We start from the raw sequence: 15,440 nt of genomic DNA on the forward strand, positions 1-15,440 counted from the left end.
TATTTGAAGAGAATTCATGTTAAAAGAAACTTTTCGAATTAAAAAACTTTGTGTACACAGTGTTTTATTCAACAGATGTTAAGTAGTATCTTTACCATACTTAAAAAAAGAACGCTTATTTGTATATTAAAAGGCGTTTAAAGAAGCATTGCCATATCATGAAACTCAATATAAAAGATACATTCAATAAAGAATTACCGGCCGATCCAAACAAAAACAATACGCCACGAAAAGTATTTGAAGCCTGTTATTCATTTGTAACTCCGAGAATTCCATCCAATCCTAAAATGATTCACATTGCAGGTGAAGTTGCAGAAGTGCTCGATTTGGAACGCGATACACATTCGGAAGAATTCCTTCATACATTTTCTGGAAAAACAGTTTACCCAAAAACGAATCCGTATGCAATGTGTTATGGTGGACATCAATTTGGACATTGGGCTGGACAATTAGGTGATGGAAGAGCGATCAATTTAGGAGAAATTCGTTCCAATGGGCAACAATGGGCATTGCAACTCAAAGGAGCAGGAGCAACGCCATATTCACGTACAGCTGATGGTTTTGCCGTATTGCGTTCGTCCATTCGTGAACATTTGTGTAGTGAAGCCATGCATTATTTAGGTGTACCAACTACACGTTCATTATCATTAGCTTTAACAGGTGATGAAGTATTGCGTGATATGTTATACGACGGCAATCAAGCATACGAAAAAGGTGCTGTGGTTTGTAGAGTAGCGCCAAGTTTTGTACGCTTTGGAAACTTTCAAATCTTAGCAGCTCGAAAAGATCATAAAAATCTTAAAAATTTAGCAGATTATACGATTAGAAATTTTCACAAAGACATTCAATCTGAAGGAAAAGAAAAATACATTGCATTTTTTCAAAAAATAGTAAATGCTTCCTTAGAAATGGTGTTGCATTGGCAACGCATCGGATTTGTACATGGTGTAATGAATACAGATAATATGTCTATTTTAGGACTCACAATCGATTACGGTCCGTATGGTTGGTTGGAAGGATACGATCCAAATTGGACACCAAATACAACTGATAGTAGAAATCATCGCTATGCCTATGGAAATCAGCCAGGAATCACATTGTGGAACTTGGTACAACTGGCAAATGCCTTATATCCGTTGATTGAAGACGCAAAACCACTGGAAGATATTTTGGAAAATTACCAGAAAAGTTTTGATCTGAAGTATGTGGAGATGATGTCTAAAAAGATCGGTTTAACTGAAAAAAATGCTGAAGTTGAGGAATTGATTGAAGATTTAGAGAAAAATCTACAGCTAACAGAAACCGACATGACCATCTTTTTCCGCGAATTGCCACGCATTCAGAAGAAAAATACGGCACAAGAAGCTTTTCAAAAAATACACAAATCGTTTTACAAGCCTTTAGAATTAGCAGGAGCTACCACAGATGCTTGGAATGTATGGTTTACAAAATACATTGAATTATTACAAAAAGAAGAAGATAGAGACGAAACTCGAAAATTCAAAATGTATGAAGTCAATCCGAAATTTGTATTGCGTAATTACATGGCACAACTCGCAATTAATGCAGCAGACAAAGGAGATTACTCTGTTATCGAAGAATTATACGAAGTCTTAAAACGTCCGTATAACGAGCAGCCAGAATATGAAAAATGGTATGCAAAACGACCAGAATGGGCACGAAACAAAGTGGGTTGTTCTATGCTTTCGTGTAGTTCGTAAAAGTTTGTTGTTTGGTGGAAAATCAGGTGAAATCACTGGTTATTAGTGTTTTAAAATTACATATCTTAAAGCCACTAAATAACTAACCATTATGAAACTAATAAAAACAAACCAATCAACGTATTATCAATTATTTTTACTTCTGTTATTTTCATTCTTAGTTTGTACAAGCTGTAGGACAAAAGGAACTGTTTTAGCATGGAGTAAAGCAGATACACCAGAACAATTCCCGGAGGCTAGTTTAAACTTACCAAAAACAGGCGTTTGCTTTTCTGGCGGCGGTACACGTGCTATGAATTGTGCTATTGGACAAATGAAAGGTTTAGATAGTATAGGGCTTTGGGATGATATTGGATATATCTCAGCAGTTTCTGGAGGATCGTGGGCTTCTACCATATTTACCTATTATAGAGATGGAGCAGAAAATGACAAACAACTGCTAGGAACTATCATGGCTCCAGGAGATATTACTTTGGAAAATCTTCAACAAATGACAAAAGGCTTTATGGGAGAAGTAATAACAAAGAGTCTTATGGATGATCTTTTTGGACGATTAGGTTTAGATTTGATTTCTCACGGAATTCTTCAAAAAATGGACTTTATTTGGATTGATGGAATTGGACATACTTACCTAAAACCATTTGGACTCTACGATCCTGAACATCCTAAATATTTTACGCTCGATATTGCAACTAGAGATGATATATTAGCTAGAAACCCTAAACTGAAAGCATCTGATTTTATAACTGTTCATAAACAAGAAGGAGATATAAAAAGACCATTTTTAGTGGTAAACTCCAGTCTTTTAGGACCCAATAAAGATTTGCCTCTTCGAAATCCAGAAAACTTATCCGTTTTTAATTATACGCCATTATATATTGGATCTAATTATCCATTAAGGATTACAGATAAGGAGCTTATTTTTGGTAAAACCGTTCATTTTAATGTTGGCGGCGGATTTGTAGAACCTTTTGGTTTTGGAAGCGATTTACTTTCTTCCCAAAACAGACAACTTTCAAATACGGATGCGACTCCATTACGTGTAAAACTCGCAAAAAAACGCTTTGAAGCAGTTGACGCAACAGGAACGAGTAGTGCAGCTTTTGGAGCAATTGTAAGTTCAAATATATTTTTACAATTATCCTCAGATATACTATTAGGTTATTCGCTAGATCATTTAATTCCTGAAGAAGAATATTGGCCAATTTCAAAAAGTGGTGTCGTTCAAAAAGCAGAAAAATACCGTTTTACAGATGGTGGAAATTTAGAGAACTACGGACTCATTACCTTGTTACAACGTGGTGTTGAACGAATAGTCGTTTTTATCAATACAGATACACCAATCACTGTAGATTTATCGCCAAGCGCTAATTGTCCGCCACAAGCAAGTCAAATAGATAGTGATTTATTTCCACTATTTGGATATCCTATAGGAAATCATATCAACAATCAAATTTTTACAAAAAAAGATTTTAAGACAGTATACGATGGTTTGAGTACTGCCAAAAAAGAAGGCAGATCAGTTATGACAAAAACAACATTGAGAACTGTAAAAAATAAATGGTGGGGAATTCCTGCTGGGCACAAAGTTGAAATTTTATGGGTGTACAATGAAACAGTTCCCGAATGGCAAAACAAATTAAAAGAGCCAGTATTAAATCAAATCTGTCTAGGTCCAAAAGGTCAATTTCCAGATTTTCCTTTATACAAACTTATCTTTGAGAATGGTTTGACAAAAGGAATTTCATTGACAAAAGCGCAAGTAAATTTATTGTATCAATTAAGTGCTTGGAACGTATATAGTAATAAGGAAGTTTTTGATTTTATAAAGAAAAAGAAGTAAACTATTTGTTTTTCAACTGTTTATAGCTATTCGTAATGTTTCGTATTTTTATCGTACTAAACATGTATTCGATAATAGTTGAAAAGACAAACCAATGAAAAGCACAAAACTCCAAATACAGAATAAAAAAGGGCATAACTTAAATGCATATTTAGAATTGCCTGCGAATCAAAAACCACACTATTACGCCATTTTTGCACATTGCTTTACATGTAGCAGTAGCTTAAATGCCGTAAAAAATATCAGTAGAACGTTGACAACACATGGTTTTGGCGTGGTACGATTCGATTTTACAGGTTTGGGTAGGAGTGAAGGCGAGTTTGCAGAAAGCCATTTTTCTGGAAATGTAGAAGATTTAGTAGCAGTTCATGAATATATGAAAACTAATTTTCAAGCACCTAGTTTATTAGTTGGTCATTCGCTTGGTGGCGCAGCAGTATTGGTTGCAGCTTCGAAATTAGATGATATAAAAGCAGTAGCTACCATTGGCGCACCGGCAAATGTAAGTCATGTAAAACACTTGTTTTCGCACGATATTCATAAAGTTCAAGATGATGCAGATGTTCAGGTGAATATTGGTGGAAGACCGTTTGTGATTAATAAAGAATTTGTGACAGATTTTGATAAAACAGACTTACCTACAATCGTAAAAAACTTGCGTAAACCTTTATTAATTCTGCATTCGCCAACTGATACGATTGTTGGAATTGAAAATGCAAAAGAATTGTATGTAAACGCACATCATCCGAAAAGTTTTGTGTCGTTAGATAATGCCGATCACTTATTAATGCAAGAAAGAGACAGTCGCTATGCTGGAAATATGATCGGATCTTGGGTTGAGCGTTATTTTCCAAAGCAAGAAAACAAAATGTTAGATACCGAAGGCGAACACTTAATCGGGCATTTGAATTTGGTAGAAGATAATTTCACCACTAAGATTCAGATGAAAAATCACAATTTAATTGCAGACGAACCTATTTCAGTTGGTGGAGATGACTTCGGACCTTCGCCATATCAATTGTTATACGCAGGTTTGGCCGCCTGTACAACCATGACACTAAAAATGTATGCCAATCGTAAAGGTTGGGACTTACAAGAAGTGTTTGTATACATTTCGCACAGTAAAAAGAAAAATACAGAACTTGGTATTGAGATGGAGAAACCAACACGCATAGACTTTATTACGAAGAAGTTAAAATTTGTTGGTGATCTTTCAGACGAACAAAAACAACGCTTAAAAGAAATTGCAGCAAAATGTCCTGTTCATAAGACCTTGGCGAGTCAAGTCGTGTTTGAGAGTGAAGTTGTTAACTAGACTTACTTAGATTGTTGGACTTCTTAGATTCTTAGTTTTTATATTTTATCATTACTATCTGATTGCCTGTATGGATTTTATTTTCAGGTGTTTATACTCGTTGCGTAAGAATTTTTTTAACTTTAAATTTACCAAACTGCAAATCATCAACTAGGTAATATTTCTATCTTAAGTTTGATATTCAGTTTGAATTTCATGGCAAAAATCGATAGTAAATCGTCATGAAAGTTAATTAACGCATCTAAACCAATTCGTATGCAATCACAATTAATGCAGGTATTCTCTGCAGCCTTTCAAGAATACACAACGCAAATTGATGACAAAGGGAAAAATTTATATCAAAACTTATTTGAAGAATATTTTGGTGAACGATGGGAAGCGCCTGCTATCACAGATGCAAACCCAAAAATTGAATTTCCAGAGTATTCAGAATTGTTAGCCTCAAATTCGCCAATTGTATGGAAACATGTCAAAATTGGCACTTATGATCATCCTCCATATTGTTATAGAGAAGATGATGGCAAATGGCAAGGTTGGGAATATGATATAGCAGAAGCTGTAAAGGAAATTATCATAAATCATTACAGTGAAATTGCTACATTAAATTTTGAATGGATTGCTGCACCAATAGAAGAAGAAGACCTTCCAATGGACGGTTCAGACAACGATGATATTAAAGAAATTCTGTTAGAAGGACTTAGAAATAAAGAATATCACATGGTATTTTCAGGTACCTTAGTAAAAGGAGATCAAACAGGAAATATGATGGAGAATGCTACAGAAAAGGAAGAAGACGATTATGAATTTGGTGCTCCTACCAGTAATTTTTATGTAAGTGGTTTGTACACCGGAAGAGGCAATTTTGGAGAAATCCCTGTTGATTCAGCGGAACTGATGCTTAAAAAGTTCGCAGAAAACAGCACCGAAGAAGCTCCTATTCGTATTGTTCATACTTCAAATGGTGGACAAACTAATATTGCCGCAAATGTAGGCAATTGGATTACTAACAAATACAAAGGAGAAGTTTCTGATTGGGATGTTCACATTCCGTCACTTTTTACCCTTATTCAATATGGAGATCCGCATATTTACATTGGAGACATCTTGCAAATTATGGTCATAGCAAAAGATAAAAAGAATTATCCAAACCTTCAAAACCTAAAACTCAATTTTGATGCTTTCAATAGTACTTCTGACTCGGAAGCCATTTCTCCAGATGAACCAGCTTCAGGAAAACTGCCTATGCAAATTGCTCCGTATGCGCTTCTTACGACTTAATTGTTTTATAGACTTACTTAGATAGTTAGACTTTGTTTCATCTTTGATTTGCTGAGAGGTCAAAATATAATAATCGAAAACAGCTAATTCTTTTATTCAATTCTATAGCAGTTCATTAAATATTAAGATGTACTTTCGCCGCTTCAAATAAAATTTGACATGAAACGCATAAACGAATACAAGAAACTCTTTGGAGTCGAAAACGAAATCGAGTTAAAGACCTTAAAGAAGAGTTACCGTAACTTGGTAAAAGAATGGCATCCAGATAAGTTTCAAAATGGAGATGCTTTACAGGAAGAAGCAGAACTCAATAGCCGAAAAATTATTGACGGATATCATTTTTTAGTAAGTATTGCACCAGAAACGAAAGAAAAGAACTTGCCAGAATATACAGAAACAATTACTAATTCAGCTATTGCAGATTACCAACACAAAGGTTTATTGTTAGAATTGACTTTTACTGATGGTGCTACGTATGAATATTTTGGAGTTACCAAACAGGTTTTTCAAAAAATGATGAGTGCTGGGAATCTAAATCGTTTTGCAAAACGTAATATATACCCTAAGTATATGTATAGAAGAACGCAGCGCACATTAGAAACTGCATAATAAATAAGCATACATACTGTTGTCATTCTTGGCACAGTAATTGAATAGAAATAAGTATTATTAAAAATTAAATATATTACAATGAGTAAAGGAACAGTAAAGTTTTTCAATGATGCCAAAGGATTTGGTTTCATAACGGAAGAAGGTTCAAACAAAGAACATTTTGTTCACATTTCAGGTTTAATCGATGAAATTCGCGAAGGTGATGAAGTTGAATTCGATCTGCAAGAAGGAAGAAAAGGTTTAAACGCAGTAAACGTCAAAGTTATTTAAATATATACTTCAAAGTTTTACAAAAGCCCATCAATGATTGATGGGCTTTTTTTATGGGCAAAATTTTGTAAAATAATTAGTTCTTTCGATAGAAACTGAATTTATAGCACTATTTCTTTTTATCACCAGCATTAAAAGGTGTATCTGTAATAACAGGTCTTTTTCCAAAATTAAAACTGAGCATTCCATCTCCATTTCCTTTCCAGTTCATATGACAACTAATACATCCTTGTTGATCAAAACTAGCAGAATCTACAGGGCCAAATGGTCGTGCTTTTTCCCAAAACCAGCGTACAGTACCATTTTTATCTTTCGCCTTATACATAATGGTTAGTTCTACCAAGTCACTAAAATGAGGTTCGCTTGGAGGAGTTGTTCTATAATTTTCTTTTAAAACAATACTTCCAACGGGCAAAGTAGTAAGTGTTTTTGGATTGTCTTTGTATGCATTTAAGGCAATATCGTTCACATAAATTTTAATCATTTTCCCATGAGGATTTTCACCAGGAGTCGCTTTACTAAAGACATTCCATTCATCGTCGGGCCAAGTTTCCCATTTTTTATAAGGATCAACGCGCATCACATATTTTAATAAGTCTGGTCCATTAGGTGCAGGCAATTTTGCAACAGGATTTTTTGCTCTTCCCATAACCCAACTAAAATCTGAATATTTTGTAGGATTCGAAGAACGGGCAAATGCATGACAACCAATACAACTACTCGCTGTTTGATTAAAAGTCTCCATGCTACTATTTGCTAAATTTTGTAATATAGGGTTTCCAACTTTAGTAGTATCTGTAGGCCATTGTACACCAATAAGTTGGTAATGTTCCCAAACAGATTTTTTTGCATGTAACTTTTTTTGATAGTTTGCATTTGCTTTTTTAACCCAATCAGGAATAGGATTTTGTCTGGTTACTTGTGTCATTATTTGCTTCGGGCAATCAACTTGTCGGCTATTATTTTCACAAGAATCGATGGCTTTAGATGGATCATAAAAAGAAGGTGTAATTCCAGCTTTCTTTGTGGCTTCGGTTTCTACATTATCATTTTGCTCAAAAGTCATCCATACAAAATTTGGATTAGATGGTGTTTTGTAAACAATATGAAGTCCCACCAATCCGACTAATTGTTCTGAACAGTATTGTATATTATTTTTCACTATTTCTGGGAAAGAATCCTTTTGAATAGAATCACTAGCAGGAATGTACACAATAGCTTTAGAAGTATAATAACGACTTGTATCATCTTTTTTGGGATCTAAAATCCGCCAAGAAGCTTTCAGTTCCATACTTCCCACAGGAAATTTGATATCACTTCCAGCTTGTTTTAAAGCATTATAAAATTGATTTTTTAAGACATATTCAAACATTGGTTTGTTCATATACACCTCATAATGTACCAAATTGGAATTTTTATCAATAAGCACGCCACCAACTGCTTGATTTGTTTCCGTAACTAACGGACTTATTTTTGAAGTGGTTCTTAAAATTTTATGATTCATATTAATCGAATCACATACGGTTTGGTTTCCTGAACTTGGTTTTCCCCAAGCAGCAGGCGTTTCAGCATTGGGTAAAAAGATATCATAGGCTTCTTTGTAGTTTTCCCAAAGTGTTCCAGTTCCATCTGTTGTAGGTGTATTAATTGCTAAAAAAGTATCCCATGCAAACGTAGCTGCTTCATTTGATGTTGCTCCAGAACGTAAGTCTGTTGGGAGTTTATCACTTATAGCAGCATATTCAGGCTTAGCAATATCTTTACAACTAGTTAGTAAACAAAATAATATGAGTACATAAAAGAAAGGCTTCATGGTGGCAAGTTTTTTGGTTTTCGCAACATAAGATACTCTATATATACGACATACACTTAAAACAAGCTTTTAGTAGCTAAAAATCATTCCATTCTTCACTTAAATGTATAGCGTTGTTCTTCTGTTGAAGATGCTTTTAGTAATTGATGAAATGTCTTTATGGTATTAAAATTTCGGGTAATTTCTCCAGAAGCCGCAATTCCAGAAACACCGGTTTCTAGTATAGCTGTAACATCTGCTGTGGTAATGCCTCCAACACCAATAATAGGTGTTTCGGTGTTTAATTCGTCTATAATTGCCCTGTAACCATTTACACCTAAAATCGGAGGTAAATTGTCTTTGGTTGTTGTAAATCTGAAAGGGCCTAAACCAATATAATCGACTTCTTTATTGAGTAATTTTTCACAGTCTTGCAAGGTGTTTGCTGTACCGCCAATCATTTGCCAAGTGTACACATGCTTTCTTACAATCGTAGGGCAGGAGTCTATTTTTTCTAAATGAACACCATCTGCCTTCACTTCTTTTGCTATTTTATAATGGTCGTTAATTAGCAATCTTGTTTGAAAATGAGCTGTGATTTCTCTAGCTTCTTTGGCTAAGTTTAAAAGTTTTTTATCTGAAACATTTCTAAAGCGCAATTGTACCAATTCTGCACCAGATGAACATGCTCTTTGAATATTTTCCAATTGTTCTTTTGGAGAATCACCTTGTGTTATATAATGTAATTTAGGTATCATCATACTAGACAGCCACTATTTTAGAATATTCCATAAAGTGAGATTCAAATCGTTTTAGTATCGGATGCATTTTTTCAGAATATACAACATACTGACATTTATCTATACTGTTTGTAATAGACATCAATGCTGTATATGCTGATTTTTGAATTAGAAATTCGGCATCATCAACACTAAATATTTTTAATTGAGAAGTATTTAATCCATTTAATAACAACAACTTATTCATAGCTATTGGCGTAGAAATAAGAATGTCTATACCTTCAAATATTTCTGATTTTTGTATGTCAACATGAAGTTGTTCATATCCTACATATACTCGTAACGAAGTATGTTTTGTGTAGGTTAAGAATGCATCATATAGTTCTAAAGCTTTTTCTTTATTTTCAACTATAATTACAGCTCTTGGAGCATTTCCAACAGCTTCACACTTTAATTTGTGTAACGTTGTAAGGATCAATGCGGTTGTTTTTCCACTTCCTTTTAAAGCTGTGCAATAGACATTGGCGCCACTTTTTATGACAGGAATGCTTTTGCTCTGAAAAGGAGTTGGCGTTACTATTTGGAGAGCTGCTAACTTCTCTTTTATATCAGCATGTAATTTTTTAAAAGGCATAGGAATAAAGAACTAACTGTTTCGTGCAGTATTTATACTAATTGCGGCAAATATACTGCGTATGTCCTTAATCATCACAACTATGCTCAACAATTTTGATTGCTTTTAAATCGTTCCATACAGTATGATGTTCCTTTTTAGGCGAAATTCGAAATACCAGAATTGATTTGTTCTTTTTAGGACACAGTTTTTGTTCTACATGAAAATATAATACCAAAGGCTTTCTAGTAATAAAAGTATCGTAAATGGTTGCTTTCCCAACAAAATTTCCATCATCATTTTTTGTGATTTCTACTGTAGTTTCAGGCAATACAAGGTCTTTTTCTTTATTTACACCTTCTAATAAACCATCATAATACTTTTTAATGTATTCTGTTACTTCTGATACTTTTAAGGTATGATTGATATTAACTTTCCAAGCAAAAGCATAGGTCCAAAAATAGGGGCTTTTGGTATCATTCCATCCTTTTGGGAATCGAGCATCTTCAAAACCTTTCAATTCAATATCCTTGGCAAAATGCAATGGAATTGCGAATAATTCTTTTCCCCAAGTATCTTCAGTTTGTAAAAGATCAGTACTATAGGTAACGCCTAGTTTTGCAAGCATTTTAATCGCATTATTATTATTTAGATTTAATGCTAAAGACTTTTTATAATTTGTAATCGCTTCTTCATTTTCCCCAAGTGTCATTAATGCTTCTGCATAACTATCATACGGATTATCTTTATTGGGAAACACTTCAGTACTTAATTTGAAAATTTTAGCCGCATCTTTGGCATTTCCAGCATGCAAGAATTTATATCCTGCTATAATAAGCTCTTGTTCACTTACATGATATTCTGGTGAATTTTTATGTTTTTGATAATACGCAATACCTTTGTCAATCCCTTTATTTTCAATAGTTTTAACCATAAATTTTGCTAAAGGGATTGATGGTAAATCGTATGGTTTATCATATAATATTCCTGTAATTGCTGTGGTTATGGAAGTTCGAAAGGAATGACTTGTATTATTTAAAATTATGATTGAAGCGTTACGAGACGGAATTCTAGTATACAACGAACGAAAACCACCAATAGAACCACTATGACCTGTAGTTTCTACAATTTCTTTGGTAGTACCAATCGGTTTATCTCTAATTTCCCAGCCATATCCATAATGCGCATTATGATCAATAATATGCTTTTCAAAAAGCATGTCCATATATTTTTTGGGTAATAATTTTTCAGTATTCAATGCTTGATCCCAAAGAAAAAGGTCTTCAATTGTAGTGTAAATTGCTCCTGCAGCATACGCAGAAGATTTGTCTGTACTATCATTGTCATAGTATTCCCCAAAACTTTTGTTATAGCCAGACGCCATGTTTTTAATAATTGGTCTGTGTCTGTGAAATCCAGAGTTTTTCATTTGTAACGGATCAAATATCCTTTCTTTCAATAAGTCTTCATACGTTTTTTTAGTAACAGTCTCCATAATGTATCCCAGTAATGTATAGCCATTGTTACTGTAGGCAAAACGAGTTCCAGGTGCAAACTGAAGTGCTGCACTTGAAAACTGATGCACCATGTCTTTTGGTTTGTTGTATATTTTATCATCAACACCACGATCAAAACCAGCAGAATGGGTGAGTAGATGATGAATTGTAATTAGATCACCATTTGCTTTAGGATACTCTTTTAAATAGGTTGAAATAGGTGTGTGCAACTCCAATTTACCTTCAGCAACCAATTGCATAATGAGCATGGATGTAAAAGATTTGGTTATCGAAGCAATTTGAAACTTTGTATCTATTTGGTTGGGAATATCCCATTCCATATTCGCCAATCCGAAAGCTTTCTTGTAAATGATTTGACCTTGATCTGCCACTAAAATTGTACCGTGAAACATGTCGTAATCTGAATACAACTGAACTAGCTTATCTATTTTAGTTGCTTTTTCATTTTCGCTTTTTACTGGTGTTTTTGTACACGCAGGAATTGATATTATGAATGCCAAAAGCATTGCAATACATGAGATTTTCTTCATAATTATTTTTTATCATCTAATTATTCGTAAAACTAGATTGTACAAGAATATGAAGTGTCAAAAAAATGTAAAAGAAGTGTCAATTACTGTAAAATAGTGGCATAAACTACATGTAACTAATCCTAAAATTGGAAACTCAGATTTCTAGTTCTTCATAAACTTTTCTCTAAATTTCCCGGTTGGAGTTACCATTTCAAGAAAATACAATCCTTTTGAGAGTGTAGAAACATCTATTATGTTGTTTGTGTTTTTAATTTCTTTAATTCTTTGTCCTTGTATGTTGTGAATTACAAAAGATTTAATTTGGACAGTTGCATTTGATACAAAAAGTTTGTCTGTCGTAGGATTGGGATAAATTCGTATGTTTGAAATACTATTCTCTGTAACACTTAATGGTTGACTTTGCAAGTAGATTCCGCTAAACAACGGATTTTCTAAGTCTAAATAATCAACACCATTTGCACTATGTAAATAATACTGCATAAAATTGTCTAGCATCCAATAAAATCGACCTTCCCAATTATCGTAAGCATCCGAACAATAATTTGTCTCTGAAGAAAAGTTGCTTAAAATCATTGATCCGTAATCATTCTCACTATGATTAAAAGAAGAAGCTTCAACTTGAAAAGCATTACAGCCACTAAAACCAATAATATTTATAGCATCTGTTGTATCTAAAAATGTGATGGTTCCTACTTCAGTAATCGTTGGCGGTTGTGTATACGGAGTAGAAACAAAATCATTAATTACCTCAATAATGTACCATGTACGGAGTAATTGAGCATCTTGCGAATGTACTTTTGTAGTAGTGAAACATAAAAATAAGATAAAGATGAATTTGGTAACGTTTTTTCTTTTAGTGTACATAATCGGTTTTTGGTATAATTATAAAATTACTAATTATTATGTAATAAAAACACGTAATATAAAACTAGTTTTCAATCTTTTATGTGTCTTATAAGTATTAAAATATTGTTATAAAGAATGAAAATAATATTTTATTTGGGATATCTAATTTTTAATCACTTTTTCTTGAAGGATAATTTTTCCTGTAGAATTGTATGCTTTCACAAAATAAATCCCCGTTTGTAAATTAGGAAGATTGATTGTTTTTTGATTAGAATTAATCGCTTCTGTAAACAATAACTGTCCTTGAATACTGTATAAATCTACTTTTGAAATTTGATCGTTTTCCGTTTGAATCGTTAATTGATTCGTGAATGGAACAGGATAAATTTTTGTTGTACTTACTTCAATTTCTTCTGTGCTTAATACTCCATTGAAATAGTCGTTTGCTTTGTTAAAAGCTTCTACACCAATTTGCGCTCCAATAAGACGTCCACGAATATCATCGATAGGAGGATGAATTCCACCCCAAATTCTCGATAAACTTGTCTGATCTGAGGCATCACGATAGGTTGCCCATTGTAGTGTGAATGGCGCACTCGGTCCTTTTTCAAATACTAAAAAATTGTCTTGTGGAATGTCGAAAGTTCCCATTCCGCCAGGGAAAAATTCATCACCAGTTAGTAAAGTCAATACTTCTGCGGCAGCTCTTGAGAACGTTGAATGCCCAGATAAATATCCAGCAAATGGAGGCGTTACAAAGGTTCCGCGTTGGTATGGCCACCATTTTGTTGCTAAAATCCAATCAACACCAGCAATATCTTGCGTCGGATCAGTTATATAATCAGGTCCTTTCCAAGCGTATACTTTTATTTTGCCAACATTTTCGTCAGCATCTCCAGCTAATGGATCGCCAGTTTCTATGAGTTCTATATAACCAGGAATTAACGGTAAACCGTGCGGATCATAACTTGGAAGTGAAGCATCTGTACTTTGTCCTTTTCCAGCCATATACCGAATGGCAGAAATTGGCCGTATATAGTCGTAATATCCTTTTATTCCCCACGTATTAATCGCAGCATCATGCATCGCGCCACCGAGCGCTAAGTAACATTTTACATCCCATTCTAAATCGCTTAAAGACAATCCCGAACCATTCATCTTTTTTTCTGTTAATGGATGATCGCTCACATAGTTCATAATCGTAAACCAGTGTCCTGGAGGCGTTTCAGAATCAGGTCCATCTGCCCAAAATTCGGCCAAAACACGTGCATAATCTGACCTTTTTACCATTTGAGATGCGTATGGCATATTTGTCACAGGGTTTAGAGCGTGTCCTGTACTTGGATCGCCACCATTTACAATATCATAGAAAGCTTTGTATTCTTCAAACGTTTCTGGAAATGCTGTAGTTGGTAGATTTCCTAGCGCGCCAGGCGAAATATCAATCATTGTATTATCGGCAGGATCTAAATGAGAAGACCATAACGAAACTAAGGCAAAATGCCACTTGTACGGATCGTCGATACCGTCTTCATTAGATTCTAGAATGTATTCTGGTGGTCCTGGATCGCTGTATACATAACAGTCAAATCCATTGTCTATAATCTGTAAATTATCATAACTTAAGGCAAAAGGATACACTTGTCCCCATTCTGGACTTAAAAAACTTGGTGTGTTTAATGGATAGGCATTTCCACTTTGATCTATATATACATCAAAGGCCAACGGTTGCCATTTATTCGGATCAATATCATTTGTATCTTCGTAAATTTCCAAAATTAACGGATTGTTTACAGGTTGATAGTGCTCGTTTGCATAATCATTCTGTTCATTTGATCCATCTTGCAAACCAAAAGCGATAATTTCATCTGCCAAATGATTTCCCAAGGCGGCGTACGAACCTGTACTATAATCTGTAGACGTGAAACTTACATCATAGCTATATGATTCAAACAATGTTTGAAAACTCGCTAGGGAAGTGGTAGCACCTGGAGAACTTGCAAAACGATGTGTTAGCAAGCGATACATTGCATAACTCATAACTTCGTGTCGTGCTGCTGCAATATCTGTTGGTGTAGCAATTCCTGTAAAAGTACTTGTATATGTTCCATACGTTTTTCCTAAAAAGACTGTTTCGGCAGTTGCTTCAAATAGTGCCCATGCGTCATACATTGCTATTGAACTGTGAAATAAGTTTCGAGCATGTACGGTTGGACGTGCAAAATCGCCACGAATGGCATTTAACAATTCTTCATTCCATTCGCGGGCTACAGAATGTTGTGCTTGAAGTACTGGTATAGCTAGGAATAGACTTAAAAAAGCCGCTATTATTATCTTTTTCATTTTTGGTTGATCGAGGT

The 15,440-nt window shown here is 34.3% G+C and carries 12 protein-coding genes; 6 read left to right on the forward strand and 6 right to left on the reverse strand.

The genetic code is table 11. The features are described 5' to 3' along the window. Positions 1-155 precede the first annotated feature (155 nt). From ACRBBL_RS16820 to ACRBBL_RS16845, 6 genes are all read left to right on the forward strand, one after another. The gene (locus tag ACRBBL_RS16820; RefSeq protein WP_431370301.1) at positions 156-1,721 is read left to right on the forward strand and encodes a protein adenylyltransferase SelO; all 1,566 of its coding nucleotides are present in this window, start codon (positions 156-158) and stop codon (positions 1,719-1,721) included. Positions 1,722-1,812: 91 nt separating this feature from the next. Then, a complete protein-coding gene (locus tag ACRBBL_RS16825) occupies positions 1,813-3,564 on the forward strand; it encodes a hypothetical protein (RefSeq protein WP_431370235.1) in 1,752 nt (583 codons plus the stop codon). Between the two features lie 94 nt (positions 3,565-3,658). Next, positions 3,659-4,879 (forward strand): bifunctional alpha/beta hydrolase/OsmC family protein, encoded by a 1,221-nt coding sequence (locus ACRBBL_RS16830; RefSeq protein WP_431370236.1) that lies wholly within the window; start codon positions 3,659-3,661, stop codon positions 4,877-4,879. 255 nt (positions 4,880-5,134) lie between these two features. Next, a complete protein-coding gene (locus ACRBBL_RS16835; protein ID WP_431370237.1) occupies positions 5,135-6,157 on the forward strand; it encodes a hypothetical protein in 1,023 nt (340 codons plus the stop codon). A gap of 159 nt (positions 6,158-6,316) precedes the next feature. Further along, positions 6,317-6,766: a KTSC domain-containing protein gene (locus ACRBBL_RS16840; RefSeq protein ID WP_431370238.1), complete on the forward strand. Its 450-nt coding sequence runs from the start codon at positions 6,317-6,319 to the stop codon at positions 6,764-6,766. Between the two features lie 81 nt (positions 6,767-6,847). After that, positions 6,848-7,039: a cold-shock protein gene (locus tag ACRBBL_RS16845; RefSeq protein WP_431370239.1), complete on the forward strand. Its 192-nt coding sequence runs from the start codon at positions 6,848-6,850 to the stop codon at positions 7,037-7,039. A gap of 109 nt (positions 7,040-7,148) precedes the next feature. Here ACRBBL_RS16845 and ACRBBL_RS16850 read toward each other — a convergent pair whose 3' ends face one another. From ACRBBL_RS16850 to ACRBBL_RS16875, 6 genes are all read right to left on the reverse strand, one after another. Next, positions 7,149-8,852: a cytochrome P460 family protein gene (locus ACRBBL_RS16850; protein WP_431370240.1), complete on the reverse strand. Its 1,704-nt coding sequence runs from the start codon at positions 8,850-8,852 to the stop codon at positions 7,149-7,151. Between the two features lie 95 nt (positions 8,853-8,947). Further along, positions 8,948-9,589, reverse strand: coding sequence for a thiamine phosphate synthase (locus tag ACRBBL_RS16855; protein WP_431370302.1), 642 nt, complete (start codon positions 9,587-9,589; stop codon positions 8,948-8,950). Between the two features lie 4 nt (positions 9,590-9,593). Beyond that, positions 9,594-10,205 (reverse strand): DEAD/DEAH box helicase, encoded by a 612-nt coding sequence (locus tag ACRBBL_RS16860; protein WP_431370241.1) that lies wholly within the window; start codon positions 10,203-10,205, stop codon positions 9,594-9,596. 67 nt (positions 10,206-10,272) lie between these two features. After that, a complete protein-coding gene (locus ACRBBL_RS16865; RefSeq protein WP_431370242.1) occupies positions 10,273-12,231 on the reverse strand; it encodes a serine hydrolase in 1,959 nt (652 codons plus the stop codon). Positions 12,232-12,375: 144 nt separating this feature from the next. After that, entirely contained in the window at positions 12,376-13,098 is a 723-nt protein-coding gene (locus ACRBBL_RS16870; protein WP_431370243.1) for a T9SS type A sorting domain-containing protein, read from the reverse strand. A 144-nt stretch (positions 13,099-13,242) separates the two neighbouring features. Beyond that, entirely contained in the window at positions 13,243-15,423 is a 2,181-nt protein-coding gene (locus ACRBBL_RS16875) for a T9SS type A sorting domain-containing protein (RefSeq protein WP_431370244.1), read from the reverse strand. Positions 15,424-15,440 lie beyond the last annotated feature (17 nt).

The sequence above is a fragment of the Kordia sp. genome (assembly GCF_050633145.1).
Classification (GTDB): Bacteria; Bacteroidota; Bacteroidia; order Flavobacteriales; family Flavobacteriaceae; genus Kordia.

Excerpts from the sequence above, each read along its gene's own strand:
- ACRBBL_RS16850 (WP_431370240.1), bottom strand. The coding sequence starts at position 8,852 with ATGAAGCCTTTCTTTTATGTACTCATATTATTTTGTTTACTAACTAGT.
- ACRBBL_RS16855 (WP_431370302.1), bottom strand. The coding sequence starts at position 9,589 with ATGATACCTAAATTACATTATATAACACAAGGTGATTCTCCAAAAGAA.
- ACRBBL_RS16875 (WP_431370244.1), bottom strand. The coding sequence starts at position 15,423 with ATGAAAAAGATAATAATAGCGGCTTTTTTAAGTCTATTCCTAGCTATA.
- ACRBBL_RS16830 (WP_431370236.1), top strand. The coding sequence starts at position 3,659 with ATGAAAAGCACAAAACTCCAAATACAGAATAAAAAAGGGCATAACTTA.
- ACRBBL_RS16845 (WP_431370239.1), top strand. The coding sequence starts at position 6,848 with ATGAGTAAAGGAACAGTAAAGTTTTTCAATGATGCCAAAGGATTTGGT.
- ACRBBL_RS16840 (WP_431370238.1), top strand. The coding sequence starts at position 6,317 with ATGAAACGCATAAACGAATACAAGAAACTCTTTGGAGTCGAAAACGAA.
- ACRBBL_RS16860 (WP_431370241.1), bottom strand. The coding sequence starts at position 10,205 with ATGCCTTTTAAAAAATTACATGCTGATATAAAAGAGAAGTTAGCAGCT.
- ACRBBL_RS16865 (WP_431370242.1), bottom strand. The coding sequence starts at position 12,231 with ATGAAGAAAATCTCATGTATTGCAATGCTTTTGGCATTCATAATATCA.
- ACRBBL_RS16870 (WP_431370243.1), bottom strand. The coding sequence starts at position 13,098 with ATGTACACTAAAAGAAAAAACGTTACCAAATTCATCTTTATCTTATTT.
- ACRBBL_RS16825 (WP_431370235.1), top strand. The coding sequence starts at position 1,813 with ATGAAACTAATAAAAACAAACCAATCAACGTATTATCAATTATTTTTA.
- ACRBBL_RS16835 (WP_431370237.1), top strand. The coding sequence starts at position 5,135 with ATGCAATCACAATTAATGCAGGTATTCTCTGCAGCCTTTCAAGAATAC.